Genomic DNA, 25,115 nt, shown 5'->3' on the forward strand with positions numbered 1-25,115 from the left:
CTCCTCTTACAACGAAGATTGAATCAGTGCTTCAGGACCGCTGCAACCCGGACTTTTTCAACACTATCGGTCAGAACCGGCCGTTAAATTGACGGACGTCCAACGGCGGAAGTCGACCCCTTGGCGGAAGTTAGTACCAGCCTCCTAGGCGCCAAAATAACGCGGCAACGGAACTCACGACGTTGGAGTTTGATGGGGTTGGCCAATCGACCCTGTTCACTCGCCCATCGTCTTTAGAGCCCGGGCGTGATTTTATTCAAAGCGCATGTCGATCCGCCGGGGGCTGGTTCGTCGACTTATTTGCGAGACTGTTCAGCGGCCACCACGTCCGCGGCTCGCCTCAGGAGGAGTTCTCAAATGCGCTTCATGTCGTTCGTAACTTCCGCCCACGCCGGACCGCCAACGGCGGAACTCATCGAGGCGATGAACAAGCTCGCCGACCGGGAAATCAAGGCTGGCCGCATGGTCGACATGGGCGGGCTCACGCCGGTCGCGATGGGCGCGCAGGTGCGCGTCGCCGATGGGAAGCTCAGCGTCATCGATGGCCCGTTCGTCGAGGCGAAGGAGGTCATCGGCGGCTACGCGATCATGGAGTTCCGGAACAAGGAAGAGGCTGTGGCATCGGCGGTCGAGTTCATGCAGCTCCACAAGGATTTCATGCCGGATTGGGAGGGCACGTGCGAGGTCCGCGCGTTTGCCGGCCCTTGAGGCGAGATTCCTGCAGACGTGGTCGGCGGCCATGACGGTCGCCGACGCCCATCGCACGATCCTCGCCGTGTGGCGGATCGAGCAGCCCCGGCTGATCACCAGTCTGGCGAGGATGCTGCGCGATGTGCCGTTGGCCGAGGATTTGACGCAGGAAGCCCTGTTGGCTGCCCTTGAGCGGTGGCCGGCCACAGGCGTTCCGGAAAAACCCGGCGCCTGGCTGATGGCGACCGCCAAGCGCCGGGCCCTGGATCATCTGCGCCGCAGCCGGATGCTCGAGCGCAAGCACGACATTATCGCCTGGGACATGGAGGAGGAGCAGCAGGCAATGCCCGACCTCGACTCGGCCCTGGACGACGACATAGGCGATGAACTACTTCGGCTCATCTTCACCGCCTGTCACCCGCGACTATCGCGCGAGGCGCGCGCGGCGCTGGCACTGCGGATGATCTGCGGCCTGACAACCGAGGAGATTGCCAGGGCCTTCCTGCTGCCGGAGGCGACGATTGCCCAGCGCATCGTGCGCGCGAAGCGGACGCTTTCGGAATCGGGGCTGGCCTACGAGACCCCAAGCGGCGAGGAGCTCTCAAAGCGGCTCTCCTCGGTGCTGGAGGTCGTCTACCTCATCTTCAACGAAGGCTACACCGCGGCGAGCGGCGAGGACTGGCTGCGCCCCCAGCTCTGCAATGAAGCGCTTCGCATGGGCCGCGTGCTCACCTCCATCGTGCCGCACGAGCCAGAAGCCTATGGACTGCTCGCTCTGATGGAGCTGAACGCCTCGCGCACGGCGGCTCGTACTGACGCCGAGGGCGAGCCAATCCTCATGCTGGACCAGAACCGCGCACTCTGGGACCAGCTCCAGATCCGGCGCGGGATGCAGGCGCTCGGGCGAGCGCGCGAATTACGCGGAGCGGGCGGCATTTACGCCCTACAGGCAGCGATTATCGCCTGCCACGCCCAGGCGAGGACGGCAAGTGATACCGACTGGTCGCGCATCGCCGGACTTTATGCGGAGCTGGTGGCTGTCGTGCGCTCGCCAATCGTCGACCTCAACCGCGCGGTTGCCGTCGGCATGGCCGAGGGCCCAGAAGTGGCGCTGGTGATCGTGGACCGCCTTTCGCGCGAGCCGGCGCTCAAAGGCTATCACCTGCTGCCGAGCGTTCGCGGCGACCTGCTCCGCAAACTCGGCCGCTACGAGGAGGCGCGCGCCGCGTTCGAAGCAGCCGCGGCGCTGGCGGGCAACAGGCGGGAACATGCCCTGTTGAGGCGGCGCGCCGCCGAGGCGGCCGACGCAGCGATGTCATCATAATCCCTGATCAGACAAGGACATGATCTACCCAGGATCGACTGCTTCCGGGCTTTTGTCATTTTCCTGCAAGGTCCGACTTGGATATCGCGGAACGTCCGCTGTCCCACCCGGCCCGAACTTCCAAGGTGAAACGGCAGCTTAGGGTCAGAACCGCTGGTTGCGCTCAATGTCCGATTTTGGGAACGGATATAGGCTCCCGAACGCTTCTGACATTCAGCCTCTAAGCCGCAAGTCCGCCAACGGCCGCAAGGCTGACTGTCAGCAACGCGCCGCCAAATCGACCGTTCACCTACGAACCCTTGCCGAGTGAAAGCCGAGAGCCCTGTTGAGGACGTTAGGCGTTCCGGAACTACGGCAAGAGATCCGTCACAGCGCGCCCACTTCCGTCCATTGCCATAGGGAAGCTGGCATGTTCGTGGATGATTTTCCAAGAACCGGCGATGCGCCTTAGCACGATGGTTCGCCGGCTCCAGGAGTCAACCTTTGTGCCATCGGTCTTAATGCCAGTCATGCGCGACAGCCCGAAGGCCACTGCAAGATCGCCGTCGATCATGAGCTGCGGGTCAGCCATGTGAACGGTGACGCCGTTGCGCCAAGTTTCAAACCAAGCATTTATCCCTTCGATGTCGCGTGCCTGTTCGCCTCGATAGGCAAGCGGCGGCGGCAGATCGAAAACCACGACATCCGGGTCCATAGCATCGACGTTGGCGCGGGCGTCCCCCTTGGCAGTTGCGTCTTCCTGGCCCCGGATGACAGACAAGACTTCCTTTTCAGACATATCGTTGCTCCTTCATTTTCTGGAACGACGAGGCCGGGGCGATCAATCCGACATCGACACCATTCGTAACAAATATGGCCGGTCCTAGCTGCTGTTGCATCGTGGTATCAAGAGTGATGAGCCCCTCATCTGCCGGACATCGCATCATCGGGGGCTCTAGTGGCCCACCACGAGTGCCAATACGACTAAGAGCCCGACCAGCAAGATGGTTCGTCGAACGAGATCAACCGCGGCGGGTTGGGGCATGGCGGGTGGCGTCTTTAGTTCCAGCCGAGTTACCGACGCGGCATGAGACTTTCGATCTTGGCTTCACTGGTGCACCGGCAGCATGCCGCGTGGTTCACGAGTTAGCCGGCGTGGATCGCCTCACTTCGACCATTGAGATGGCCGTTGCTACTGCCTGAAAGCAGACATTGTTGCGACCATTCTGGACGTCGCGGTTGCGACATAACCGACGTTCGCGCGAGAACTGGAGCCAAGCGGTCAATACGTTGGGATTCAGTTCGCCGCGCCGACCCGCTTGCGCTCCCGGGTTTCCAGCAGCTTCGTCAGCCAGTCTGGATCCATCTCCGGCACGGAGGAGAGAAGCAGTTCGGTATACGGAGCATGCGGCGGCGTCAGGATTTCGGTCTTGAGCCCCTGCTCGACGACTTTGCCTTGATGCATGACGACAATTTCGTCTGCGATTGCCCGCACCGTCGCGATGTCGTGCGTGATGAAAATGTAGCTGACTCCGAATTCTTGTTGGAGCCGCATAAGAAGCTTCAGGATCTCTTCCTGTACGATCTGGTCGAGGGCCGAGGTCACCTCGTCGCAGATGATGAGCTCCGGATTAGCAGCCAGCGCCCGGGCAATGCAGATGCGCTGCTTCTGACCGCCCGAGAGTTCGCCCGGCAGACGGTCGAGGAAGCTTTCGTCCATCTCGATCATGTGCATGAGTTCGCCAACGCGGCGGTCGCATGCCGCCCCATTGAGGCCGAGATAGAACTCAAGTGGCCGGGAGATGACCTCCTCGACGGTCTGACGCGGATTGAGCGCGTTGTCAGGCATCTGATAGATCATCTGGATGCGGCGCAGAATGTCTTTGGGCCTCTCTTTCAGTGTTCTTGGCAAACGATGCCCCGCAAATGAGATCGAGCCCGAGACCGGCGGCAGCAGGCCGGTGATGACGCGGGCGAGCGTTGATTTACCGGAACCAGATTCACCGACGACCGCTACCGTCCGTCCGCGCGGCACCTTGATCGATACATCCTGCAGAACCTTGACTTTCCCAGCGTAGGCGGCGGTGATGTTATCGATCGTGAGCAGATGGTCCGCGGCCGGCACTTCGGGTTTGGCTAGCTTTCGCACCGCCCAGAGCGTCCTCGTATAGTCTTCGGCCGGCGCCGCAAGCATCTGGCGTGTTTCGGCCTCCTCCACAGTACGGCCGTGGCGCAGAACCATGATCCGGTCCGCCATCTGCGCAACCACCGCCAGATCATGCGTGACGTAGATCGCGGCAGTGTTGAACTCTTCGACAATCTTGCGGATCGAGGCGAGGACCTCCACCTGTGTGGTCACGTCGAGCGCCGTCGTCGGCTCGTCGAAGATGATCAGGTCGGGCCGGCAGGCCATCGCCATCGCGGTCATTGCCCGCTGCAACTGCCCTCCGGAGACCTGGTGAGGATAGCGGAAGCCGATGCTGTCCGGATCCGGCAGGTGAAGACGCCGGTAAAGTTCGATGGCATCCCGATTCGCTGCCTTGCGACTGGCGATCCCGTGCGCCACGACCGTTTCGACGGTCTGATCGAGGAGCCGGTGGGCCGGGTTGAAGGAGGCGGCCGCGCTTTGCGCGACATAGGCGATGCGCGAGCCTCGGAGCCGCCGCCGTGCGGTTTCGCTCATGGCGAGGAGGTCGATCCCGTCGAACAGGATCGATCCTTGCGTTATCCGGCAACCTGGCTTGGCATATCCCATCGCGGCAAGCCCAATGGTGGATTTTCCGGCGCCGGACTCGCCTATGAGGCCGAGAACCTCACCGCGCTTTAGCGAGAGATCCACACCGCGAACGATCGGGTGCCAGCGCTCGTCGGAAAACCCTTCGACGTGAAGGTCGCGAACGCTGAGGAGTTTCGTTCCCTTTTCGCGTGGGCCAGAATCCTTACTTTTCATCGCGCAACCCGCTTGTCGTGTGCAGGAACCAATCGACAACGAAATTCACAGAAACCGTGAGAAGGGCGATCGCGCCTGCCGGCAAGAGCGGAGTAATGTCGCCATAGGTGATGAGGGTGGCGTTTTCCCGCACCATCGAGCCCCAGTCGGCTGTCGGGGGCTGGATGCCGACGCCGAGAAAGGAGAGCGCGGCGATGGTGAGGAAAACGAAACAGAAGCGCAGACCGAATTCCGCGATCAGCGGCGGCAGCACGTTGGGCAGGATCTCCTTAGTCAGAATCCATCTCGGCCCTTCGCCACGCAGTTGCGCGGCTTCGACATATTCCATGACGGCAACATTCAGCCCGACCGCACGCGCCAGCCGAAATACGCGGGTTGAATCGAGCAGGGCGATGATGAGGATCAGGCTGGTGACCGAGGAACCGAAGATGGATAGCAACACCAGCGCGAAGATGAGGCTCGGGATCGACATCAGCACGTCTACCGCGCGTGACAAAATTTGGTCGAGCCAACCCCGGTACATCGCGGCCAGCAAGCCGAGAGTGACGCCGACCGCGAAGGACAGAAGCGTAGTCGCGAGAGCGATGCCGACCGTATTGCGCGCGCCATAGATCAGCCGGGTGAGCACGTCGCGGCCGAGTTGGTCGGTCCCGACGATGAATTCCTGGCTCCAGGGCGCGAAGGCTTCGCTGAAAACCTGCGTTTCCCCGTAGGGCGCTATCCAGGGCGCCGACAGCGCGACGAAGACATAGCCAAGGATGACCACGATGCCGAACCAGGCGCTGAAGGGAGCCTTTCTGAGTGCGGTTTTTACCCGCGAGGCGCGCGTGCGCCTTTGTCTCGGAACCGCCACGGCGTGTTCGATACTGGTCATCGCGGGTGCAAAAGCCTCGGATTGGTGGCGATGGAAATGATGTCGGCGGTCAGGTTGAGCAGGATGTAGGTTGCCGCGAAAATCAAGGCGCAGGCTTGCACGACCGGAACATCCCTCGACTTCACCGCATCGACCATCAATTGGCCGATGCCGGGATAGACGAACACCACCTCGGCCACGACCACGCCGACGATGAGATAAGCGAGGTTGAAAGCAATTACCGTGACGATGGGCGCCCAGGCATTAGGCAGGGCGTGTCTGAGAACGATTGCCATTGGCGACATTCCCTTGAGCCGCGCCATGTCGATATAGGGGCTTGCCAGCATGTTAATAATCGCCGCTCGCGTCATACGCATCATATGGGCAACAATCACCAGCGTCAGGGTGATGGACGGCAGCGCTGCGCGCCAGACGTGCTCCCAGAACGGCGTTTGGTCGCTGATATTCGCCAGTGTCGGAAATTTGGGAACCAGGTTCAGGACCCAGTTGATCGAAGACGCGAGCCACTCGGGCAGGGATTGAGCAAATTCGGTTCCGATGAACGTGTCGCGCGAGATGATGAGATAGGCCAGCATATAGGCGACGAAGAATTCGGGGAACGAAATCGTCGTCAGCGTCACCGTGTTCACCACACGGTCGAACCAGCTGTTGCGATAGAGAGCGGCGAGAATGCCGAGTCCCAGCGCGAGAGGGACCGCTATAAGGGCGGTCATCACGGCGAGGAACATCGTGTTGTAGAGCCGGGGCGCAATGATCTCGGCGACCGTGCGCCGGTAGCCGGTGCGGCTTGCGAAGGAAGAGCCGAAATCCCCCTGCACGATCTGTCCGACCCAGGCGAAATAGCGCTCGACCGGCGGACGATCGATGCCGATCTCGCGCTGGAAGGCAGCGACCGTCTCGGGCGTCGCAGATTGCCCAAGCATCGCCTTGGCGAAATCGCCCGGAAGCATGGCAATCGCCGAAAATATGATGATCGAGACGATGAAGAGCGTGATCAGGCCAAGGCCCAGGCGCTGCAGAACCGTTCTAACGACCGGGTTCATGGGCGGTACCTTCGAGCCTTTCCCCTGAAAACAGCGAACCGCCCGCGCCGGGGGCAGTTCGCCTGGCGAACGTCACGCGGTGGCTATCCACCAGCGCTCGGCCATCTTCAGTCCGTCATTCTCCCAGTTCGGCGCCACCTCGCCATGCGCCAGTTTCTTGGACTTGGCGCTGACAAAATTGTTGAAGACCAGGACGATGGCGCCGCCGTCGTCATGCGTCAACTGCTGCATTTCTGCATACATCGCGGAGCGCTTGGCCTCGTCGGTCTCCGCGCGTGCCTGGATCAGCAGTTCGTTAAAGCGAGGATTTTTCCAGAACGTGTCGTTCCAGCTGGAATCGGCCGAGTAGGCCTGCGTGAACATCCAGTCGGCCGTTGCACGACCGCTCCAATAGGAGGCGCACCACGGTTTCTTGAGCCAGACATTGTCCCAATAGGCGTCCTCGGCCTCGCGCACCACATTGACATCGATGCCGCATTGGGCCGCCGTCTCGCGGATGAGGGCGGCTGCGTCCACGGCGCCGGCGAAAGCGGCGTCGGCGACGGAAAGGTCGACCTTGAGATTTTCGATTCCCGCTTTTTTCAGATGGAAGCGCGCCTTTTCCGGATCGAACTTGTGCTGCGGCTCCGGATTGATGGCGTACTTGATCGCCGGTGCGATCGGGTTGTCATTTCCGACGGTTGCATGGCCAAGGAAGATCTTCTGCGCGATTTCCTCGCGATCGATGGCCCATTTCAACGCCATGCGCACATCGGGGTTGTCGAATGGCGCCACCGTCACGTTCATCGGCAGCGTGTAATGGCCGTATCCGGTGACCTCGAGGATTTCGATATTCGGCTTGCGCTTCAGCATACCGAGCGTTTTCAGGTCGGCGCGGCCGATATAATCCACCTCGCCGGTTGACAGCGCCGCCATACGCGCTGCGAGGTCCGTGATAGCGATAAACTCCACCTCGTCAAAATAGGGTTTGCCGTTCTTGAAGTAGTTGGGATTGCGCTTGAGCTTGGCCGAGACGCCGGGCTGAAAGTTCTCAAGCACGAAGGCACCGGTCCGGACGCCCGATTCCCAGTCCGCCTTTCCGTCCTTGGCAGGCATGACGACAAGGTGATAGTCGCTCATGATGTAGGGAAAGTCTGCATTGCCGCTGTTTAGTTTAAAAACGATCGTTTCCGGACCGTCCGCCTTGATATTGGTCACCGATTCCAGCAGCGACTTCGCCGCCGATTTGGTGTCGACTCCCATGTGGTATTGCATCGAGGCGACCACGTCGTCCGCTGTTACGGTCTTGCCGTTGTGGAAGGTCGCACCTTTGCGCAGCTTGAAGACCCATGTCGTCGCGTCGTCCGAGGTCTCGAAGCTCTCGGCAAGGTCCGGTTGGATGCTGCCTTTCGCGTCGACCTCGGTCAGGCTGTTGGACATGGCACCCGAAAAGGCGGTTTGCGTGAAGGTGTCGAGATAGCCGGCCGGATCGATCGAATCCGTCGTCGCGCCATGTGCCATGCCGAGCTTGGCGAAGCCGCCCCGCTGCGGTTCGGCCCGCGCCACGGTCACGAAGAGCTTGTCGCCGGCGGCGACCGTCAGGCCGGCCGCCAGCCCGAGCTGGATGAAATCACGGCGCGAAACCTTGCCGCGGCCGATCAGGTTTTGCGCCAGGCGGAGTTTATATTCAGATTCTGACACTGCTTCCTCCCATTGCGGATTTCCCGCATTCTTGTTGTTGGCATTATCGAGCAGATCTGGCGGATTCAGCCGATTTGCCTCCTTTCCATTTTCAGCGTTTTCGACACAAATCTTACGCCGTTACATAGATTTCACCAGCTTCCACCGTGACCGGGAATGTTCGGGCACGTACGCCCGGATCGACCAGGGCCGCACCGGTTTTTATGTCGAATTCCCAACCGTGCCAGGCGCAGCGCACGATCTCGTTCTCGCGGTGATAGATGAACTGCGCTTGGTCGACCGGCGCCGTGGTTCCGCATTGCGGTCCCTCGCAAAGCGGAGCGCCTCGGTGCGGACAAACGTTCAGCAAGGCATGGAATGAATCTCCGATGCGGAAAACCCCGACTGAAAGGCTGCGGATTTTGGCGATGTAGGGAGTTCCGGTCTCGATTTCGTCGACCCGGCAAATGTATGTTTTCTCAGCCATTGTCTGCTCCCGTCAGGCGGCATTAGCCGCTTGCGTGCGGGGAATGCGTTTATAGACCTCGAGCGCATTCAACCCCATGATCTTGCTCCTCCAGGCAGGCGGGATGTGCAGCGTGTTGGCATCGTCATAATCCCAATGCGGGTAGTCGGAGGCAAACATCAGCGTGTTCTCGCCGTCCATCGCTTCGAGAGTGGACCAGAGATGCTGTATGTTCGCGGGCTGCTCCAGCGGCTGCGTGGAAAAGCGGATATTGCGCCGGCAATACTCCGAGGGCAGCATCTTCAGCCACGGCGTTTCCTTGCGCAGCGCTTTGTAATCTGCGTCCAGACGCCATAATACCGATGGAACCCAGGCCACACCGCACTCGATGATCACGAAATACAGGTCCGGCCATTTTTCGAAAACGCCATGCGCGATCATGCTTGCCACATGCGACAAGGCCGACATGTGAAGAATAGCGTGCGTCTCCCAGAAGAAGGTCGTGGGAGCCGGTGCCACCGCGTTCCAGTTGATGCCGCCATGGCCGCCCAGGTGGATCGCGAATGGCAGCCCGACTTCGGCGCAAGCCTCGAAAATGGGATGGTAGAACGGATCACCGTAGGGTTTGACCGAGCCTTGGGAGGCCAGAACCTGCACCATACGCGGATGGTTGCCGAGGCGGCGGATCTCGGCTGCTGCGAGCTTCGGATCCTGCGGCGCGATGATGATGGAGCCCATAAAACGACTGTCTTTGGGAAGCCATTCGGCGATTTGGTAGTCGTTATAGGCGCTGACCAGTGCACTTGCGTAATAGGGATTGGCCAGCGTGGAGGCTTCGATCGGCTCGTCGCCGGTGAGGATAGCGGCTCCGACATTGTATTTGTCGAGGTGCTTTTCTTTCATGACGAGATAGTTGTCGGCCTCCGTCTCGGGCCTGACGTCCTTCCGGGAGAAATCCTGCGGGTGAAACCACGGACGGTGACCGTGGGGGAAGGCGCCTCTCGGACCAGTTTTTTCGCCTTCTGTGAACATGTCTTTCCAGACGCCGGAAAGATATGGCTCGAGCACCGTAGCGCTCGACCAGTAATTGTGACAATCGCAATCGACTATGAACACCCTATCTAACTCCCCTGGCGCGGCAGGCCGCTAACCCAGCCGGCTTCTTCAACCGCAGCTTCCGCCTTGGGAATTATTTGATCAAGCTTGTGATCTGAGGTAATACGATCGGATTTTTCGATTGCGAGGCGACATGCAGCTGGATCACATTGAGACCTTTCTCGACATTATGGAGTCGCGAAATTTCAACCGTACGGCCGATCGTCTTGGGGTTACGCAGTCGACGGTCAGTACCCGCATCAGGAACCTAGAGCAGGCCATCGGTTCGGAGCTCTTCCTGAGGGGACGCGCCGGCGCCGAACCGACCGCGGCGGGGCGACGTTTCGAAGCCTATGCGCGCGCGATGCTGTCGACATGGTCTCAGGCCCGCCATGACGTTCGGGCATTCAACCGGTTCGAGGGCACCTTGCGCGTCGCTGCGCAGGTCGGGATGACGCGATCGATATTGCCGGGTTGGGTGGAAACTCTGTTCCAGGTGCTGCCGAAATCGTCAATTCACGTAGAGTCCGACTACTCGCCGCAGATGATTTCCGACTTGAGCTTGGGAAACCTCGATATTGCTGTGGTCTACGCGCCCCGATACCTCCCTGAAATCTCCTACGATCCTCTCATGGTTGAAGAATATGTGATGGTATCTACGACGGCCAGGATCCTGTCGGAGGTCAACGCGGATACGTATATCCGGCCGGGCTACACGGTCGCGCTTGAGAAAGCCCACGCCGAGGCGCTGCCGCAATTGGCGATAGGCCGTCTTTCGATGGGCTCGGAAACGCTCGCCGAAGCGATGCTGCGGCGCATGGGTGGCACTTGCTATATGCGCAGTGACGATGCTCGGCGGTATACCGCCGAGCGGCCGTCTTTTGTGGTCGAGGGCGCGCCCGCGCTTCAGCAGCCGGTTCACACCGCTATTTTGGCGCGCCGCAAGCACGAGCCGATCATCCGTAGAGGGATTCGCGCGCTCCATCTGGCCGTTATGTCCATGGAAAGCTAGATCGAAATATCCGATTGTAAAGCCGACATCTGCCGCTTTTTTGAAAGTATCCCGGCTGCCATTCTGGTTGGGTCAAGCAGAGTCCAATCATGAACGCGCACGCTCCCTTTTCGGCCACCGATTTCGCTCCAGCGCTGCGTCAACGGCAATGGGCGGAGAGCTCAAGACAGTTCGTGCGCTGCCGGCGCGTCATCGATGAGACACACGACGTTAAGACATTCGTCTTTTCAGCTGCTTCTGGCCACATGTTCAGCTTTAGTGCAGGCCAGTATTTAGTCCTGAACCTGACAATCGACGGCGCCCGGGTAACGAGACCGTACTCGGTGTCGTCGCCGCCGACTCGACCGCTCGACCTGCAGATCACGGTGAAGCGGGCGAAGGGCGGGCTTGTTTCCAACTGGCTTCACGACAATCTCCGGCCGGGCCACAACATTGAAATCGAAGGGCCGGTCGGACGTTTCAACTTCGACGATCTACCATCCGAGAAGCCGCTTTTCCTTTCGGGCGGCAGCGGCATCACTCCCGTTATGTCGATGCTGCGGGCGCTAACCGACCGGGCATCTGGCCATGACATCCGTTTCATTCACTGCGCTCGGACGGCGGACGACATCGCCTTCCGCTCCGAGTTGGAGGCGCTCGCCGCGCGATTCTCCAATGTCGATGTAAGCTTCATCTGCAGCCAGGAAGGTTCGGCGTGGCAGGGCCCTTTCGGTCGCATCGACGGCCCCATGCTCTTGCGGCTGGCTCCGGACCTTCACCAGCGCACGTCTTACGTTTGCGGCCCCGAGCCGTTTATGCAGACGGTTCGGGCCTGTGTCGCGGGGATCGGCATCGCACCCTCCCAGTATCACGAGGAAAGTTTCGGCGGCGCCGTGGGCAATTCCATGGCTCCTCAATCGGCTGCCGCTGGCCCGACTTGTGTCCGTTTCGCCCGGTCTGGCGTGGAGCACCTGTGTGCGCCTGGAGAGACTCTGCTCGATGCGGCGCGCAATAGCGGCCTCTACATCCCTACCGCATGCCAGCAGGGCATTTGCGGAACCTGTCGGACGGTCAAGCTCTCAGGTGACGTCGTGATCGACGACCTTGGAGGACTCAGCCTTGAAGAGAAGGCGGCTGGTTATGTGCTGGCTTGCTGCAGCCGGCCGCTAGGCACCGTTTGCCTCGATCTCTGACCTCATTGCGAATTGATGGCCAAGCCCGGCGCTGGGGGCATGCCAGTGGCTCACATGATTGGATAAACGGCGCGCGCACTCATGAGTCTGTTCCGGCAACCTGCGCTTGGCCGCTGGATCCTTTGAATGTCGGCTTTCGGGCGGCATCGTGCGGCGGGAATGGTCGGATTGGAGTCAGATCACGTCGGTACCCGCGGGGGGCTGAAGGGCCGCTTCTTATAATCCGGGCCCCATTCCGGTCATCGTCCATACCGGGCTCAACGACCGCAAAGGGTCGAACACCGCCGTTTGAGATCAGCGCCACCGTGTACCACGCTAAACCACGTCAGCCCGGACGCTTACCCTGATTCAGCATATCCGGTTCACCCCCGCGCATCCTCGCCGCTGGCATCCTCGGCCGACAGGTGATCGCCGACACGCTGCATCAGCCAGCCCCAGGCTTCCTTTTCGCCCTCGCCCGCAGTCTTTTCGATGGCAATTGAAAGGTAGGCGATTTCCGCCTCGATCTTGTCGCGCGGCAGCATGCCGAGCCGGCTGACCAGGATGGCCAGTTCCAGCACCGCCGCCTTGGCGCGGTTAAAGCCGGTGAACGGCGCATGCGTTTCCTCCTGCACCACGCGGCAGAAACGGCGCGGCCGCATGGCATCGTCATCGACACTTTCGACTTCGAGGACCGAATGCGCGAGCGCCGCTGCGAGCCGCGGCACCGGGAACCCGTGGACGGCAACGGTCGGCCAATGCTTGCGGCCGGTCAGGCAGCCGGCAAAGATGCGGACGTCATCGGTGTAATTGGCGATGGCGAACGGCACTTCGGCAAGATTGTCGAGCGTGATCGACGGCCGGAACGGCGCGATCACCCAGCCGTCCTTCTCGGCGATGATGCCGATCGGCGCGATGTGGACGCCGCCGGCTTCGTTGACCGTGGTGATGATCGATTCGCGAATGAACGGCATGGTTTAGCGCTCTTTCTTCGCGCGGAGCGTGTGGCCCGCTTCGTCAAGACGGCTGCGGTCGGTTTCGGGAGCCGGCGCGGCAACGCCCCATGCGAGCGGCTCGTCTTGCACATAGCGCTTGCCGAGGCGCCACGCGATCTCGGCCTTCATCAGTTCGGCGCCGAGATAGAACGCGTGTGCTCCATCCGCCTCAACGCCAAGCCCGGCAAAGAGTTCGAACGCATCCGTGGCAACCGCGTGCCCCTTGCCGTTGAAAACATGGATGCCGTCCTCCGCGGTCATGATGCGGAAGTTGGTGTCACGCACCTCGGCCGCGAGGGCTGCGATATCCTCGGTCGAGGCGGTGAACGGCTTGCGATCGTGAACCTGCAGCAGCCCTGGATGATAACTCCGCGGCAGCGCACCGTCACTCTTGGCGGCAAACAGGATGCGGCGGGCAATGTCGTGCTCCTCGATCGTTCGCAGCGTATGCGGGCTGACATGCACGGCAAGCACGTTTCGGATCTGAAGTTCCGAGCAGAGCCCGGCCAGAACCGCGGTGACGCCGGAACTGTCGGCGTCGGTCAATTCGGTGAGATTGCCTGTCCCCATCAGCAGCTCGACCTCAGGCCAGCGGCGTCGCGCCTCGATGAAACGCCCAAGCGAGGCGGCAAAGCCGAAATGGATCGGATCAAGCACCGGATCGGCGAGGAAGCCGACGCCGGCCTTCTGTGCCGCTTCGATGGCCCGGCCAAGCGAATCCAGGTCACCGGGCGTGGCCGGGATCAGCACTGGCACGGCCTTGTGGTCGAAGGCCAGCGGCAGCGTGTTCTCATCGAGGCTGAGAAGGTAGTCCGCACCGGCGCCTGCGCCGATCGACAGTTCGTCGGTGCTGGCGGAATCGACGCTGACCAGAAATCCCTGTGCCTTCAGCTCGCGCACCGCCTCGTCCAGCAATGGAAACGGTGTTTCCGGCAGGCAGCCGAGATCGATGACGTCGGCGCCGGCCGCGGCCAGCGTCCGTGCTCTCGCCACCAGCGCCTCGACCGACAGCATCGGCGCATCGACGATTTCGGCGAAGATGCGCATGTCGTGACGCGAAAGGTCAGGCGGCTCGCCCGCCCGGCCGAGAAAGGCCGGCAGATCGGCGATCTCGTCGGGCCCGCGGACGAAGGGCACGCCGAAATGGTTCGACAGATGCTCGATGTCGCCGCGATAGCGGCCGGGCAGGATGACGCGGTCGGTGCCGCCTGCCAGGCTGAGTCGCCGCTTGATGATGTCTTCGCTCATCAGCGCCGCGACCTTGACGCCGATGTCGATGATCTCCCAGGCAAATTCGGTTTCGCCCAGTCCAGCCAGCAGCCTTTCCAGCCGGACCTTGGCCAGATGGCCGGTAAGAAAGACCAGCCGCTCAGCCATGGCTTGCGAGTTCGGCGTGGCGCCGCCTGACCGAGGCTTCGAGATCGGCAAGCGACTCGACCACCTGGGTTCGCTCAAAACTTTTCAGCTGGTTGGTATTCTCCAGGTCGATGCTGCGCGGATAGACCTTGACCAGCCCATGCGGCGCCATGGTTTCGAGTTCCGGCGCGGTGTCGCAGGCAAAGACGATGGCCGGCACCCGGCATTTTCCGGCCTGGGCAAAGACGTTGGTGGCGAGCGTGTCGGAAATGCCGTGCACGCATTTGGCGACCGTGTTGGAGCTGGCCGGCGCCACCACCACCGTATGATAGACGCCGTGATAGAATTCGCCCACCGGGATCGCGCTCGCCGTCTTGTCGTGCAGCACGCGCGTCGTCTCCGGGAAATCGAGCTTGAGCTTGTACATGCGCAGCACTTCGTTGGCGGCTTTCGACACAAAGACATCGCAATGCTCGATCTGGTGGATCAGTGCAAAACTCTCCGTAAAAAAATGACCGGAACCGGTCAAAACCCATGCCCAGCGCGGCGTATGCAGCGTCGCCATCGCCTACCCTGCTTTTCTTGCCGACCGGATCGAAGCCGCGATCGCAATGCCGGGCAGAGTCCCCGCCGCGAGCAGCGCCCCGGCCTCGGCGGCATCTTTCGGGCCGGCGAGGTGGACATCGACACCGTCGGGCAGCATGGCGGCGAAGCCGGCGTCGACGATGCCTCTGACCGCCAGGCTGTCGATCGTGTCGCTGCCGGAGAAGGCGCCGGTCTGCTTGATCAAGAGCAGCGCGTTCGCGCCGAGCTTGCCGGCAAGCCAGGCGGCAAGGGAATCGGAGGTAACATCCCAGGACGCCGGAATGTCCGGCGCCGGCAGCGCCAATGACGACGGCAGCCACACCGGGATCTTCCCCGCGTCCAGCGCCCGCCCCATTTCTTCCAGCGACCGTGCCGGCGCCAGCCTTTCGTCACGGTCGAGGATGACCTGGGCGAACTGCTCCATGGCGAGGATCGCCATGGCGTGGGCGGCGGTGTCGGAAAAATCCATGTAAATCTGCGTCTCGCGCACCTGGTCAGCGAACAGGCCGCCGCCGGGCACGATGACGATCGGCAGCTTGGAACCCGCCAGCGCCGCGATCCAGCTTTCCAGTTCCGCCGCATGGACGGTGCTGCCGCCAAGCTTGACGACGGACGGCTTGACGGCGGCTCGCCTGATGGCCTCGGGCCTTTCCTGTCGCGGCCGGGAAACGGCGCCTTGGTCTTTTCGGCCGGCAGGGCCGGAGGCGACGCCGCGGCCTGCCGATTGGCGCTTGCGTTCGATCTCGACGCCGACGCCGCCTGGGCCGAGTTCGAGTTTTTCCACCCTTACCGTGACCCGCACGACACGCGGGTTCTCCAGAATGTAGGTCGCCACCTGCTCGGCCAGGGCCTCGCTAAGCTGGATGTGGCCCCGCGCAACAATGGTGCGAATGCCGTCCATGATGATGTCGTAGGAGAACACATGGCGCATGTCTTCGGGATGGTCGGTGACTTGCAGCACGTCGGCGGTCACGTCGAAACGCACTTTTTGGGTATGGCCGTGCTCAAAACTGTAGGCGCCGATCTGGACCGGCAGGACAAAGTCCCGCACGAAGATCTTGTCGGTGCCCAGTGTCGGGTCGGTGCCCGGCGAATAGCCCCTCGCCGCCAGCAGGCGGTAGTCGACGCTCGACGCGCCGCCGGCCCGGGATGCTTCCGGGATCAGTTCGCGGATCTGCGCAACCGCCTCGGCGCTGATCGAACCCACGCGGCCGGAATCGCCGCACAGCGCCCCGCGAAAGCCGAGAAAATCGGGAGCGAAGGGCAGCAGGCGTGGAATATCAGGGGCTTCCAGCGATCCGCTCAGCCCGACCATGAGGCCGAGCGATTTCGCTCGATCGATGAATCCCGGGATACGCTCGGGCGGCAGATGGTCGAGCAGCCGCCCGTTGGCCTTGTTCGCCGTGTCGACCATGGCGCCATGGAAGCGATGTTTTGCAAGCATCGGCAGAAGCTCGAAATCCGGCGCCAGGTCGGCGAAAAGCATCGCGATCAGTTTGGTTCGCGCAGCGAGCGGTTCGAGCGCCGCAGCACAAGCCGCGACATTTGCCGACGGAAAAAAACCTATCTTGACGTAATCGACGCCGGTTGCGGCGATCTCTTCAGCCCTGGCGCGGATGGTCTCGGGTTCCATCGGCAGGTCGCCGCAGACCGCGCTGACCGGCGCCCGGCCGGCGATCAGCGAAACCGTCCGGCGGATGGTCTGCGCGGACACCGCGCCCAGCGCTCCAGCCTTCGGATCCTTCAGGTCGACGATGTCGGCACCGCCTGAAAGCGCGATCTCCGCCTCGTCGACGCCGGTGACGCTGGCCAGCATTCTGGTCATTGACGGACTTTCTCCGGCATGAGGAAAAGGGCGCTCTTGGGCCCGAATACCGAAATCCGCCCGGTCGCCGTTCGGGCGAGCAGGCATGGCACTAAAGCAGACGTGAGAAGTCCACTTTCAGGGTTTGATAAAATTTGCGGGTCAGCTAAGCTCATCACGGGCACCTTGACTTCGCGCCGCTCCGACAACAATCGGACTTTAGCGCAAGAACGGGTAATTTAATCGATGACGAGCGCGGTGCCGGGCACTCTGGCGGCCTTTTTGTGCTTTTTTTCCCTGACCGTCAACGTTGCGGGCGCGCTCGCCCAGGAAGCGACGGGCAAGCAGCCGACCGCAACGGCCAAGCCGGAAAAAAAAGTAATCGAGATCAAGATAGGCTATTTGCGCGCCTATGCGCCGCAGCTGGCCTTGTCGGTGCTCGACGTCCCGCCGCGCGATGAAGGCGTGGCCGGCGGCAATGTGGCGATTGCCGACAACAACACGACCGGCAGCTTCCTTGGCCAGAAATTCAGCCTCGACGTGACCGAGGTGAAGCCGGATGCCGATGTCGTCCCGGCCTTCCAGGAGATGATCGCCAAAGGCAACCGCTATGTGGTCGCAGACCTCTCGGCCAGGCAGTTGCTGTCGATCGCCGATCTTGCCCGCGACAACGGCGTCTTGATCTTCAACGCCGGCGCCACCGACGACAGTCTTCGCGAGGAGGAATGCCGCGCCAGCATCTTCCACACCATCCCGACGCGCAGCATGCTGGCCGACGGGCTGGCGCAATATCTCATCTGGAAGCAATGGCGGCGCTGGGTGCTGATCTACGGCTCGCACGAGCGCGACCAGCTTTTTGCCGAGGCGCTGCGCCGGGCGGCGACGCGCTTCGGCGGCGAGATCGTCGGCGAAAAGCTGTTCGAGGATACCGGCACGGCGCGGCGGACCGATTCCGGCGTCGTCCAGATCCAGCGGCAGATGCCTGTCTTCACCCAGGACCTGCCGGAGCACGATGTGCTGCTGGTCGCCGACGAAAGCGAGGTGTTCGGCACCTACGTTCCGTTCCGCACCTGGATTCCGCGGCCGGTCGCCGGCACCGCGGGCCTCACCCCCTTGGCCTGGCATCCGGCCAGCGAGCAATGGGGCGGCACCCAGATCCAGAACCGCTTCGCCAAGGCAAACGGCCGCCGCATGGTGTCGAAAGACATGGCGGCGTGGACCGCGGTGCGCATTCTCGGCGAGGCGGCGACCCGCACGCAGGGCGCCGACCCGCGCAAGATGGCCGATTTCATCCGCTCCGACGATTTTTCGATCGCCGCCTTCAAGGGGCAGAAACTGACCTTCCGCAAATGGAACCAGCAGTTGCGGCAGCCGATCTTCCTCGGCGACACCAGGTCGGTCGTCTCGACCTCGCCGCAGGAGGGATTTTTGCACCAGTTGTCGGAGCTCGATACGCTCGGGGTCGACGAGCCGGAAACAAAATGCGTGCTTAAGTAGAAAAGTTTGGGAGGAATTTCAGTGCAGAGACGAGCTTGCGCACTCGCCATAGTTGCGACCGGCTTCATGGCCGACCCGGCGTCGGCCTACATGGCCTATGTCTCCAACGAGAAAGACAACACGATGACCGTCGTCGACACCGCGACGATGCAGGTGGTGAATACCGTTAATGTCGGGCAGCGTCCGCGCGGCATCACCATCTCGCACGACGGCAAGCACATCTATCTCTGCGCCAGCGACGATGATTCGATCGAGGTCATCGACACGGCGTCGCTGGAGATCGTCGACACCTTGCCTTCCGGGCCCGACCCGGAGCTGTTCGTGCTGTCGCCTGACGGCAAGACGCTCTATGTCGCCAATGAGGACGACAATCTCGTCACCGTCATCGACATCGAGGGCAAGAAGGTGCTGGCGGAAATCCCGGTCGGCGTCGAACCGGAGGGCATGGGTGTCAGCCCGGACGGAAAGACCATGGTCAACACGTCGGAAACGACGAACATGGCGCATTTCATCGATACGTCGACGCACGAGATCACCGACAACGTGCTGGTTGACGCGCGTCCGCGCTTCGTCGAGTTCACCCCCGACGGCAAGCAGGCCTGGGTGAGCGCCGAGATCGGTGGCACGGTTTCGGTGATCGACAATCAGACGCGCGAAGTCGTCCAGAAGATCACCTTCGAGGTTGCCGGCCTGAGGCCCGAATCCATCCAGCCGGTCGGTGTGCGCATCACCGCCGACGGCAAGAAAGCCTATGTGGCGCTCGGGCCGGCCAACCGCGTCGCGGTGGTCAACACGCAGACATACGAGGTCGAGAAATATGTGCTGGTCGGCCAGCGCGTCTGGCAGCTCGCTTTCACCCCGGACCAGAAAACCATCATCTCGACCAACGGCGTGTCGAACGACATCACCTTCATCGACGTGGAGACCGACGAGCCTGTGCAGTCGGTGACCGTCGGCGCGCTGCCATGGGGGGTTGTCGTCTCGCCCAATTGAATCCCGCCACATGAACCATTGAATAAACCAAGTGAATCAAACCGGCAGAAAAACAGCAGAAGGGCAGGAAATCATGCGGAAATTTCGGGCAGTCGCTTTCGCCGCGCTGGTGGGCATGGCGCTCACCCAAGGCCAGGTCTGGGCGCAGGACGGCGATGACGATGACCCCGCCGCCGGAGCGGCCAGCACGGAGGCCAGTCCGAAAGCCGAGAAGGCGACCCGGGCCAGCAAGGACGTGCCGGAACTTATCCTCGGCAGCAAGGAAGACCAGTTCACCGCCAACCAGAAGGATTTTGAGCTGATCGCCGGCCAGGGCTATCGCTGGAAGATCACCGCGGCGGGCGGGCTGGAGTACAAATTCCACACCGACCTGTTCCGCAATGTGTGGAACAACCAGATCGTCATCAACGACCTCGAGGTACACATGAACGGCGCACCCGCATGGCTCGAATTCGACGCAGACGGCACCATCCAGGTACAGTTCACCACCGTGAGGCCCGGCATCTACACATGGTCGGTGCCCGACCTCGCCGACAAGGGCATGAAGGGCACGATCACGATCAAGTAAGGTTTGAAAAGCAGGACCTGCGCGATCGCGCCCCGTGGGCTAGACTTGGGCCAGACTGTTGTCGACGACAAGGGAGCCAGCCGGCGTGCAGCATGTGAGGACAAGCGGACCAGGAGATCAGGTGGCGGCGCTCGACGTCGCCGCCGTCAGCCACTCCTATGGTTCGAAGCGGGCGCTCAGCGACGTCTCGTTCTCGATCGCGCCGGCGACGTTCACCGTGCTTCTCGGTCTCAACGGCGCAGGAAAGACAACCCTGTACTCGCTGATCAGCCACCTTTACGACACGCGCCGCGGGTCGATCCGCATCTTCGGCCATGACGTCAGCCACGCCTCCGGCGAGGCGCTGAGGCGGGTCGGCATCGTGTTCCAGGCGCGCACGCTCGACCTCGATCTCAGCGTTCACCAGAACCTCTCCTACCACGCGGCGCTGCATGGCATCGGCGGACGCGAGGCCCGGCAGCGCATTGCCGCGCTGCTCGATATCGTCGACATGCCGGGCCGGCAGCACGACAAGGCACGCAGCCTTTCCGGCGGCCAGATGCGGCGCATCGAGATCGCCAGGGCGCTGCTCCACCGCCCGTCGCTGCTGCTCCTCGACGAGGCGACGGTCGGTCTCGACATCCAGTCGCGCGCCGGCATTCTCGCCACCATCCGCAAGCTCGTCGAAACCGAGGGCATCGGCGTGCTGTGGGCAACGCATCTGATCGACGAGGTTGACGACGGCGACCATGTCGTCGTGCTGCGGCAGGGCGAACTGGTCGCAAAGGGCAAGGTGGCCGATGTCGTCAGGACGAGCGGCGCCACTTCGATCCGCGACGCCTTTTCCAGGCTCAGCCGCATCGAGGCGGCCGGCACCGCGGGGATATCGCCATGAGCGCTCCTTCAATACCCGAAAAAGTCGCCGGCATCTTTCCGGAGAAGTTCGAGAAATTCGGCCTGCGCCACTATCTCATCTGCCTCAAGGGCGTCGTACTGCGGGAATGCCTGCGCTTCCTGCACCAGCGCGAGCGCTTCATATCCTCGCTGGTTCGGCCGCTCATCTGGCTGTTCATCTTTGCAGCCGGATTCCGGCAGGTGCTCGGCGTGTCGATCATCCCGCCCTACAAGACCTACGTGCTCTACGAGGTCTACATCACGCCGGGGCTGTGCGGCATGATCCTGCTGTTCTCAGGCATGCAGTCTTCGCTGTCGATGGTTTATGACCGCGAGATGGGCAACATGCGCACCCTGCTGGTCAGCCCCTTCCCGCGCTGGTTCCTGCTGGTGTCGAAGATGCTCGCCGGCGTATCCGTATCGATCGCGCAGGTCTATGCGTTCCTGATCGTTGCCTGGTTCTGGGGCGTCAAGGCGCCGCCGATCGGCTATCTCATGGTGCTGCCGGCGCTGTTCCTGTCGGGAATGATGCTTTGCGCGCTCGGCATGCTTTTGTCGTCGATGATCAAGCAGCTCGAAAATTTCGCCGGCATCATGAACTTCGTCATCTTTCCCGGCTATTTCGCCTCTCCGGCGCTCTATCCGTTGTGGCGCATCCAGGAGGCGAGCCCGCTGCTGCACAAGATCTGCCTCGCCAACCCGTTCACCTATGCCGTCGAACTGATCCGCTTCGCCTTCTACGGCCAGATCGAGTGGCTGTCGCTGGGCGTCGTTGCCGGATGCACTGTTCTGTTCCTTGCCGCCGCCATCATCGCCTACGACCCTTCGCGCGGCCTGGTGACCCGCAAACAAGACACCGGAGGAAATGGCTGATGGCACGAATGAGCCTTGTTCGCAGCCTGGCTGTGGTTGCCATGCTGACGCCGAGCATGAACGCCAGGGCAGCGAATACCGATCCGGACTGGCCCTGCATACAGCGCAAGGTGCCGCAACTCTCGCTCGGCCAGATCTGGAATGGGCCGGAGCTTCCGCCAGCGGCGAAGGATTTTTCGAAGGACCCTGCCGTCTCCACCCTGGTCGAGGAGGTGGCGGCCCGGCGGATGCCGATCGCCGAAGCCCAAAAGAAAATCAAGGATTTCGCCGCCTCGCTGCCGGCCGAGCAGCTTGCGCCGAAGATGGCGATGCTGGTGCAAGGCATGTTCGATCACATGGACGCCGAGCGTTCGCAGGTGATCTCAGGCATTTCCCGGTACGCCCACAAGCAGCTCGAAATGGCCGCCGCCTTGCGCAAGGCAGCGTCCGACGTCGATGCGTTGCGGGCAAAGCCGGATGCGGATCCCGACGACATCGAACGGCGCACCGAGCAGCTGAAATTCGCAACGCGAATTTTCAATGAACGCGTCCAATCACTGACTTACGTCTGTGAAGTGCCGACGATCATCGAGCAGCGGCTTTATCAATTGTCCAAGGCCGTCTCGGAAACCCTCGCCGCGAAGAAGTAGAACCTCATTCGCTCTTCGCGGCGGATCTCACGATCCCCGGCCGGGCAGCACGCGCCAGCGCTGCACGAAATAACCGGGATGCGTCTCGATCCAGTGGGCGACCAGCGGCTGCGCCTGCATGAAGGCGGTCCCGGGATTCATTGCCAGGCCGTCCACCATCTGTTCGCGTTGTTCACAGGTCTGCGGCACATCCGTCAGGCAGACCATCATAACCAGCGTGTAAAGCATTACCCCTTGTCCCCATCGAATCCCGAACCCCATGCCCGGGAGGTTTCAGTGATACCGACCAGTCTGCAGGGGTCGCACATACAGATCGCTTACGGGTGTGAAAGCACGTGCCCCCGCTCTTTCGCACTGCAACATAACATGTCGCTTATCTAACTCCAACGACCGCTGGGCGTTTTCCAGAGCAATCGCGTCAGGTTGCGCCGCGCCAACGTGGCGCCGATGTTTCCAGCGCCGATCATTCCGATTTCACAGAGTGTCTTCGATGTCGTCAGACCGGCAGCCCGTTCTGCTTGCGCAGGCTCTTGTCGAATGCGGATGCGGGACGAAACGGCGCAGGAGACTGACCAGACGCGCCATTTTTCCCGCCGCATAGCGCCTCTTCGGAACGCGATCGGTCGCAGCCGCCAAAACGGTCTTGGCGACCAATTCGGGCGAATCGCCTTTTTCCATTGCTTTGCGCACGACTGCGTTCATGCCAGCGCGCGCGGCGTCATAGACATCAAGCAACTGGTCCGGCTTGGCGAGACTATCTTCAAAGGACGTGCGGGTATAAGCGGGTTCGACCAATGCAACGCGAATCCCGAACGGGCGCAGTTCATGGTCGAGCGATTCGGAATAGCCTTCGATGGCATGTTTGGTCGACGCATAAAGCGCGAAATAGGGAGCTGGAATGAACCCCTGCACCGACCTCAGATTGACGATTCTACCCTTGCCTTGACGGCGCATTATCGGCAGGACCGCGTTGGTCACGCGGAGCACGCCGAAGACGTTCACATCGAACAGCGCCTGAGCCTGGTCCATTGAGGACTCTTCCGCGCCACCAAACAGACCCATGCCGGCATTGTTGACGAGCAGGTCGATGCGCCCGGTCTCGGCCAGCACGTCATCGACCAGTTTCCTCACGGACGCGTCATCGGTCACGTCACAGGCCAGCATGGTCAGGCCGTCGGAGTTTTTGGCTGCGCGACGGCTGGTGCCGAACACGCGGAAACCGGCGCTTTGCAAAGCTATGGCCGTCGCGCGCCCGATGCCGGAGGACGCCCCCGTCACCAGGGCGACGCCAGGATTGGTCTTGTTCACGGAAATCATTTCTTTCTTTGGGTTGGACTGATTTTGGATTGGCATGGAAGAAGCCCGAAAGGTCGGAGGCGTCAGTTATGAGCGCCTCTGGCGTTCGCACCGGCGAGTTCATCCGTCCAGCGCCGGAACAGCGCGCTGGCGTTGACGCCGCCAAAGCCGAAGCCGTTTGATATCGCGTAGTCCATTGCCATCGGCCGGGCCTGGTTGGCGACGAAGTCGATGCCGTCGCCGGCTGGATCCGGCGCGCCCAGATTGAGGGTTGGCGGCGCTACCTGATCCCGGAGCGCCAGCATTGCGAAGATGGCTCCCAGCCCGCCGGCGGCTCCGAGCAGGTGCCCGGTCGCCGATTTCGTTGCGCTCACGGCGATGATGGAATCTGCGCCGAAGAGTGTTTTGATCGCCGCGATTTCCCCGAGATCGCCGACCGGCGTCGAGGTCGCGTGCGCATTGAGGTGGCGAACCTCACGCGGCGAAATGCCAGCTTGGGCAATCGCGATCTGCATGGCTCGGCGCGCCCCGTCGCCGTCCTCGGGACCGGAAGTGACGTGATGCGCATCCGCCGTCGTGCCGTAGCCGACGAGCTCGGCGAGCGGTTTCGCACCGCGCGCCAGCGCGTGGCTCAACGCCTCGATGACCAGCACGCCGGCTCCTTCGCCCATGATGAAGCCGTCCCGCGACACGTCAAAAGGCCGTGACGCCTGAGCCGGCGCCCAGTTGAAGCCGGTCGAAAGAGAGCGTGCGGCAGCAAAACCACCGAGACTGACGATGTTCATGCAGGCTTCCGTTCCGCCGCACACGGCGATATCGGCTTCGTCGGCGCGGATGAGGCGGGCCGCATCGCCGATCGCTTGGATGCCGGCCGCGCAAGCCGTAACCGGCGCGCCGAGCGGCCCCTTGAAGCCATGGCGGATCGAGATGTGGCCCGCCGCAAGGTTCACCAGGAAGGACGGTACCGTAAACGGCGACAGGCGGCGGACCCCGCGCTGGTCAACCGTGCGCACCGCCTCGGTTATGGCGGGGAAGCCGCCGATGCCGGACGCGATGATCGTGGCCGTGCGCAGGCGATCCGCTTCCGAGACCGGCGCCCACCCTGCTTGCGCGAGGGCCTCTTGTGCAGCGGCGAGCCCGAAGATGATGAACCGGTCTACCTTGCGCTGGTCCTTCGCAGCCAAGACGGCATCCGGATCGAAACCAGCGTCCGGATCGTCTTCCAGCGAGGGAACCACCCCACCGATCTTGGCCGGCAGGTCTGCCACCACATCGTCCGGAAGCCTGCGGATGCCCGAGCGACCGGCCAGCAGCCGCGACCACGACGCTTCGACATCGGCAGCAAGGGGCGTGACTGCTCCCATGCCTGTAACAACAATCCGTCGCATCTATTTTCCTATCGA

23 protein-coding genes and 1 pseudogene are annotated in these 25,115 nt (G+C 62.1%); 10 read left to right on the forward strand and 14 right to left on the reverse strand.

Annotated elements, in window-relative coordinates; translation table 11 throughout:
• Window positions 1–357 precede the first annotated feature (357 nt).
• Together AC0L15_RS29850 and AC0L15_RS29855 are read left to right on the forward strand one after the other, a co-directional pair.
• Window positions 358–708 (forward strand): YciI family protein, encoded by a 351-nt coding sequence (locus tag AC0L15_RS29850; protein WP_287249335.1) that lies wholly within the window; start codon window positions 358–360, stop codon window positions 706–708.
• A gap of 31 nt (window positions 709–739) precedes the next feature.
• Window positions 740–2,014: an RNA polymerase sigma factor gene (locus AC0L15_RS29855; protein WP_287249334.1), complete on the forward strand. Its 1,275-nt coding sequence runs from the start codon at window positions 740–742 to the stop codon at window positions 2,012–2,014.
• A 349-nt stretch (window positions 2,015–2,363) separates the two neighbouring features.
• Here the strand turns inward: AC0L15_RS29855 and AC0L15_RS29860 are convergent, their stop codons facing one another.
• From AC0L15_RS29860 to AC0L15_RS29890, 7 genes are all read right to left on the reverse strand, one after another.
• On the reverse strand, window positions 2,364–2,792 hold the full coding sequence (locus AC0L15_RS29860; protein ID WP_287249332.1) for a YybH family protein: 429 nt from the start codon (window positions 2,790–2,792) through the stop codon (window positions 2,364–2,366).
• Between the two features lie 498 nt (window positions 2,793–3,290).
• The gene (locus AC0L15_RS29865) at window positions 3,291–4,943 is read right to left on the reverse strand and encodes an ABC transporter ATP-binding protein (RefSeq protein WP_473497973.1); all 1,653 of its coding nucleotides are present in this window, start codon (window positions 4,941–4,943) and stop codon (window positions 3,291–3,293) included.
• Window positions 4,933–5,817 (reverse strand): ABC transporter permease, encoded by an 885-nt coding sequence (locus AC0L15_RS29870; protein ID WP_023797726.1) that lies wholly within the window; start codon window positions 5,815–5,817, stop codon window positions 4,933–4,935. Before AC0L15_RS29870 ends, AC0L15_RS29865 begins: the two co-directional genes overlap by 11 nt.
• Window positions 5,814–6,860, reverse strand: coding sequence for an ABC transporter permease (locus AC0L15_RS29875; RefSeq protein ID WP_287249329.1), 1,047 nt, complete (start codon window positions 6,858–6,860; stop codon window positions 5,814–5,816). The genes AC0L15_RS29870 and AC0L15_RS29875 overlap by 4 nt, the downstream gene beginning before the upstream one ends.
• Window positions 6,861–6,932: 72 nt before the next feature.
• Window positions 6,933–8,540 carry an ABC transporter substrate-binding protein gene (locus AC0L15_RS29880; RefSeq protein WP_473497975.1) on the reverse strand — a complete coding sequence of 536 codons (1,608 nt, stop codon included), beginning with the start codon at window positions 8,538–8,540 and terminating at the stop codon, window positions 6,933–6,935.
• A 112-nt stretch (window positions 8,541–8,652) separates the two neighbouring features.
• On the reverse strand, window positions 8,653–9,006 hold the full coding sequence (locus tag AC0L15_RS29885; RefSeq protein WP_023797723.1) for a Rieske (2Fe-2S) protein: 354 nt from the start codon (window positions 9,004–9,006) through the stop codon (window positions 8,653–8,655).
• A gap of 12 nt (window positions 9,007–9,018) precedes the next feature.
• A complete protein-coding gene (locus tag AC0L15_RS29890) occupies window positions 9,019–10,101 on the reverse strand; it encodes an amidohydrolase family protein (protein ID WP_031254382.1) in 1,083 nt (360 codons plus the stop codon).
• Window positions 10,102–10,234: 133 nt separating this feature from the next.
• On the opposite strand from AC0L15_RS29890, the gene AC0L15_RS29895 reads away from it, so the two are divergent.
• Both AC0L15_RS29895 and AC0L15_RS29900 read left to right on the forward strand, forming a co-directional pair.
• Complete coding sequence (locus AC0L15_RS29895; protein ID WP_128166462.1) at window positions 10,235–11,092, forward strand: LysR family transcriptional regulator; 858 nt, start codon at window positions 10,235–10,237, stop codon at window positions 11,090–11,092.
• A gap of 89 nt (window positions 11,093–11,181) precedes the next feature.
• A complete protein-coding gene (locus AC0L15_RS29900; RefSeq protein WP_287249326.1) occupies window positions 11,182–12,264 on the forward strand; it encodes an FAD-binding oxidoreductase in 1,083 nt (360 codons plus the stop codon).
• Window positions 12,265–12,626: 362 nt separating this feature from the next.
• Here AC0L15_RS29900 and AC0L15_RS29905 read toward each other — a convergent pair whose 3' ends face one another.
• Genes AC0L15_RS29905 through AC0L15_RS29920 form a run of 4 tightly spaced genes read right to left on the reverse strand, consistent with a single transcriptional unit; the run spans window position 12,627 to window position 17,004 of the window.
• Window positions 12,627–13,217, reverse strand: a complete 591-nt coding sequence (locus AC0L15_RS29905; RefSeq protein ID WP_287249325.1) for a DUF447 domain-containing protein — start codon at window positions 13,215–13,217, stop codon at window positions 12,627–12,629.
• Window positions 13,218–13,220: 3 nt separating this feature from the next.
• Window positions 13,221–14,615: a DUF6513 domain-containing protein gene (locus AC0L15_RS29910; protein WP_287249324.1), complete on the reverse strand. Its 1,395-nt coding sequence runs from the start codon at window positions 14,613–14,615 to the stop codon at window positions 13,221–13,223.
• A complete protein-coding gene (locus tag AC0L15_RS29915; protein ID WP_128166454.1) occupies window positions 14,608–15,159 on the reverse strand; it encodes a flavoprotein in 552 nt (183 codons plus the stop codon). The genes AC0L15_RS29910 and AC0L15_RS29915 overlap by 8 nt, the downstream gene beginning before the upstream one ends.
• Before the next feature lie 3 nt (window positions 15,160–15,162).
• Window positions 15,163–17,004 (reverse strand): (5-formylfuran-3-yl)methyl phosphate synthase, encoded by a 1,842-nt coding sequence (locus tag AC0L15_RS29920; protein ID WP_287249322.1) that lies wholly within the window; start codon window positions 17,002–17,004, stop codon window positions 15,163–15,165.
• Between the two features lie 225 nt (window positions 17,005–17,229).
• On the opposite strand from AC0L15_RS29920, the gene AC0L15_RS29925 reads away from it, so the two are divergent.
• The 6 genes from AC0L15_RS29925 to AC0L15_RS29950 all read left to right on the forward strand — a co-directional run bounded on the left by AC0L15_RS29925 (window position 17,230) and on the right by AC0L15_RS29950 (window position 22,416).
• Window positions 17,230–18,480 carry an ABC transporter substrate-binding protein gene (locus tag AC0L15_RS29925; RefSeq protein ID WP_287249320.1) on the forward strand — a complete coding sequence of 417 codons (1,251 nt, stop codon included), beginning with the start codon at window positions 17,230–17,232 and terminating at the stop codon, window positions 18,478–18,480.
• 66 nt (window positions 18,481–18,546) lie between these two features.
• The gene (locus AC0L15_RS29930) at window positions 18,547–19,473 is read left to right on the forward strand and encodes a YVTN family beta-propeller repeat protein (protein WP_287249447.1); all 927 of its coding nucleotides are present in this window, start codon (window positions 18,547–18,549) and stop codon (window positions 19,471–19,473) included.
• 73 nt (window positions 19,474–19,546) lie between these two features.
• Entirely contained in the window at window positions 19,547–20,041 is a 495-nt protein-coding gene (locus AC0L15_RS29935; RefSeq protein ID WP_287249319.1) for a cupredoxin domain-containing protein, read from the forward strand.
• 121 nt (window positions 20,042–20,162) lie between these two features.
• Complete coding sequence (locus tag AC0L15_RS29940; RefSeq protein WP_353813129.1) at window positions 20,163–20,915, forward strand: ATP-binding cassette domain-containing protein; 753 nt, start codon at window positions 20,163–20,165, stop codon at window positions 20,913–20,915.
• Window positions 20,912–21,787 carry an ABC transporter permease gene (locus AC0L15_RS29945; RefSeq protein ID WP_287249316.1) on the forward strand — a complete coding sequence of 292 codons (876 nt, stop codon included), beginning with the start codon at window positions 20,912–20,914 and terminating at the stop codon, window positions 21,785–21,787. The genes AC0L15_RS29940 and AC0L15_RS29945 overlap by 4 nt, the downstream gene beginning before the upstream one ends.
• On the forward strand, window positions 21,787–22,416 hold the full coding sequence (locus AC0L15_RS29950; RefSeq protein ID WP_287249315.1) for a hypothetical protein: 630 nt from the start codon (window positions 21,787–21,789) through the stop codon (window positions 22,414–22,416). The genes AC0L15_RS29945 and AC0L15_RS29950 overlap by 1 nt, the downstream gene beginning before the upstream one ends.
• A gap of 27 nt (window positions 22,417–22,443) precedes the next feature.
• On the opposite strand, the gene AC0L15_RS29955 is transcribed toward AC0L15_RS29950, so the two are convergent.
• The 3 genes and pseudogenes from AC0L15_RS29955 to fabF form a co-directional block, all read right to left on the reverse strand.
• A complete protein-coding gene (locus AC0L15_RS29955) occupies window positions 22,444–22,644 on the reverse strand; it encodes a hypothetical protein (RefSeq protein WP_077373897.1) in 201 nt (66 codons plus the stop codon).
• A 268-nt stretch (window positions 22,645–22,912) separates the two neighbouring features.
• Window positions 22,913–23,724: pseudogene (locus AC0L15_RS29960) on the reverse strand (oxidoreductase).
• 71 nt (window positions 23,725–23,795) lie between these two features.
• Window positions 23,796–25,100, reverse strand: a complete 1,305-nt coding sequence (gene fabF / locus AC0L15_RS29965) for a beta-ketoacyl-ACP synthase II (protein ID WP_287249314.1) — start codon at window positions 25,098–25,100, stop codon at window positions 23,796–23,798.
• Window positions 25,101–25,115 lie beyond the last annotated feature (15 nt).

Source organism: Mesorhizobium sp. WSM4846, from assembly GCF_055811415.1.

Bases quoted from the DNA above. Each gene is read 5' to 3' on its own strand.
- AC0L15_RS29850 (WP_287249335.1), top strand. From the start codon at position 358: ATGCGCTTCATGTCGTTCGTAACTTCCGCCCACGCCGGACCGCCAACG.
- AC0L15_RS29855 (WP_287249334.1), top strand. From the start codon at position 740: ATGACGGTCGCCGACGCCCATCGCACGATCCTCGCCGTGTGGCGGATC.
- AC0L15_RS29860 (WP_287249332.1), bottom strand. From the start codon at position 2,792: ATGTCTGAAAAGGAAGTCTTGTCTGTCATCCGGGGCCAGGAAGACGCA.
- AC0L15_RS29865 (WP_473497973.1), bottom strand. From the start codon at position 4,943: ATGAAAAGTAAGGATTCTGGCCCACGCGAAAAGGGAACGAAACTCCTC.
- AC0L15_RS29870 (WP_023797726.1), bottom strand. From the start codon at position 5,817: ATGACCAGTATCGAACACGCCGTGGCGGTTCCGAGACAAAGGCGCACG.
- AC0L15_RS29875 (WP_287249329.1), bottom strand. From the start codon at position 6,860: ATGAACCCGGTCGTTAGAACGGTTCTGCAGCGCCTGGGCCTTGGCCTG.
- AC0L15_RS29885 (WP_023797723.1), bottom strand. From the start codon at position 9,006: ATGGCTGAGAAAACATACATTTGCCGGGTCGACGAAATCGAGACCGGA.
- AC0L15_RS29895 (WP_128166462.1), top strand. From the start codon at position 10,235: ATGCAGCTGGATCACATTGAGACCTTTCTCGACATTATGGAGTCGCGA.
- AC0L15_RS29900 (WP_287249326.1), top strand. From the start codon at position 11,182: ATGAACGCGCACGCTCCCTTTTCGGCCACCGATTTCGCTCCAGCGCTG.
- AC0L15_RS29905 (WP_287249325.1), bottom strand. From the start codon at position 13,217: ATGCCGTTCATTCGCGAATCGATCATCACCACGGTCAACGAAGCCGGC.
- AC0L15_RS29910 (WP_287249324.1), bottom strand. From the start codon at position 14,615: ATGGCTGAGCGGCTGGTCTTTCTTACCGGCCATCTGGCCAAGGTCCGG.
- AC0L15_RS29915 (WP_128166454.1), bottom strand. From the start codon at position 15,159: ATGGCGACGCTGCATACGCCGCGCTGGGCATGGGTTTTGACCGGTTCC.
- AC0L15_RS29920 (WP_287249322.1), bottom strand. From the start codon at position 17,004: ATGACCAGAATGCTGGCCAGCGTCACCGGCGTCGACGAGGCGGAGATC.
- AC0L15_RS29925 (WP_287249320.1), top strand. From the start codon at position 17,230: ATGACGAGCGCGGTGCCGGGCACTCTGGCGGCCTTTTTGTGCTTTTTT.
- AC0L15_RS29930 (WP_287249447.1), top strand. From the start codon at position 18,547: ATGGCCGACCCGGCGTCGGCCTACATGGCCTATGTCTCCAACGAGAAA.
- AC0L15_RS29935 (WP_287249319.1), top strand. From the start codon at position 19,547: ATGCGGAAATTTCGGGCAGTCGCTTTCGCCGCGCTGGTGGGCATGGCG.
- AC0L15_RS29945 (WP_287249316.1), top strand. From the start codon at position 20,912: ATGAGCGCTCCTTCAATACCCGAAAAAGTCGCCGGCATCTTTCCGGAG.
- AC0L15_RS29950 (WP_287249315.1), top strand. From the start codon at position 21,787: ATGGCACGAATGAGCCTTGTTCGCAGCCTGGCTGTGGTTGCCATGCTG.
- AC0L15_RS29955 (WP_077373897.1), bottom strand. From the start codon at position 22,644: ATGCTTTACACGCTGGTTATGATGGTCTGCCTGACGGATGTGCCGCAG.
- fabF (WP_287249314.1), bottom strand. From the start codon at position 25,100: ATGCGACGGATTGTTGTTACAGGCATGGGAGCAGTCACGCCCCTTGCT.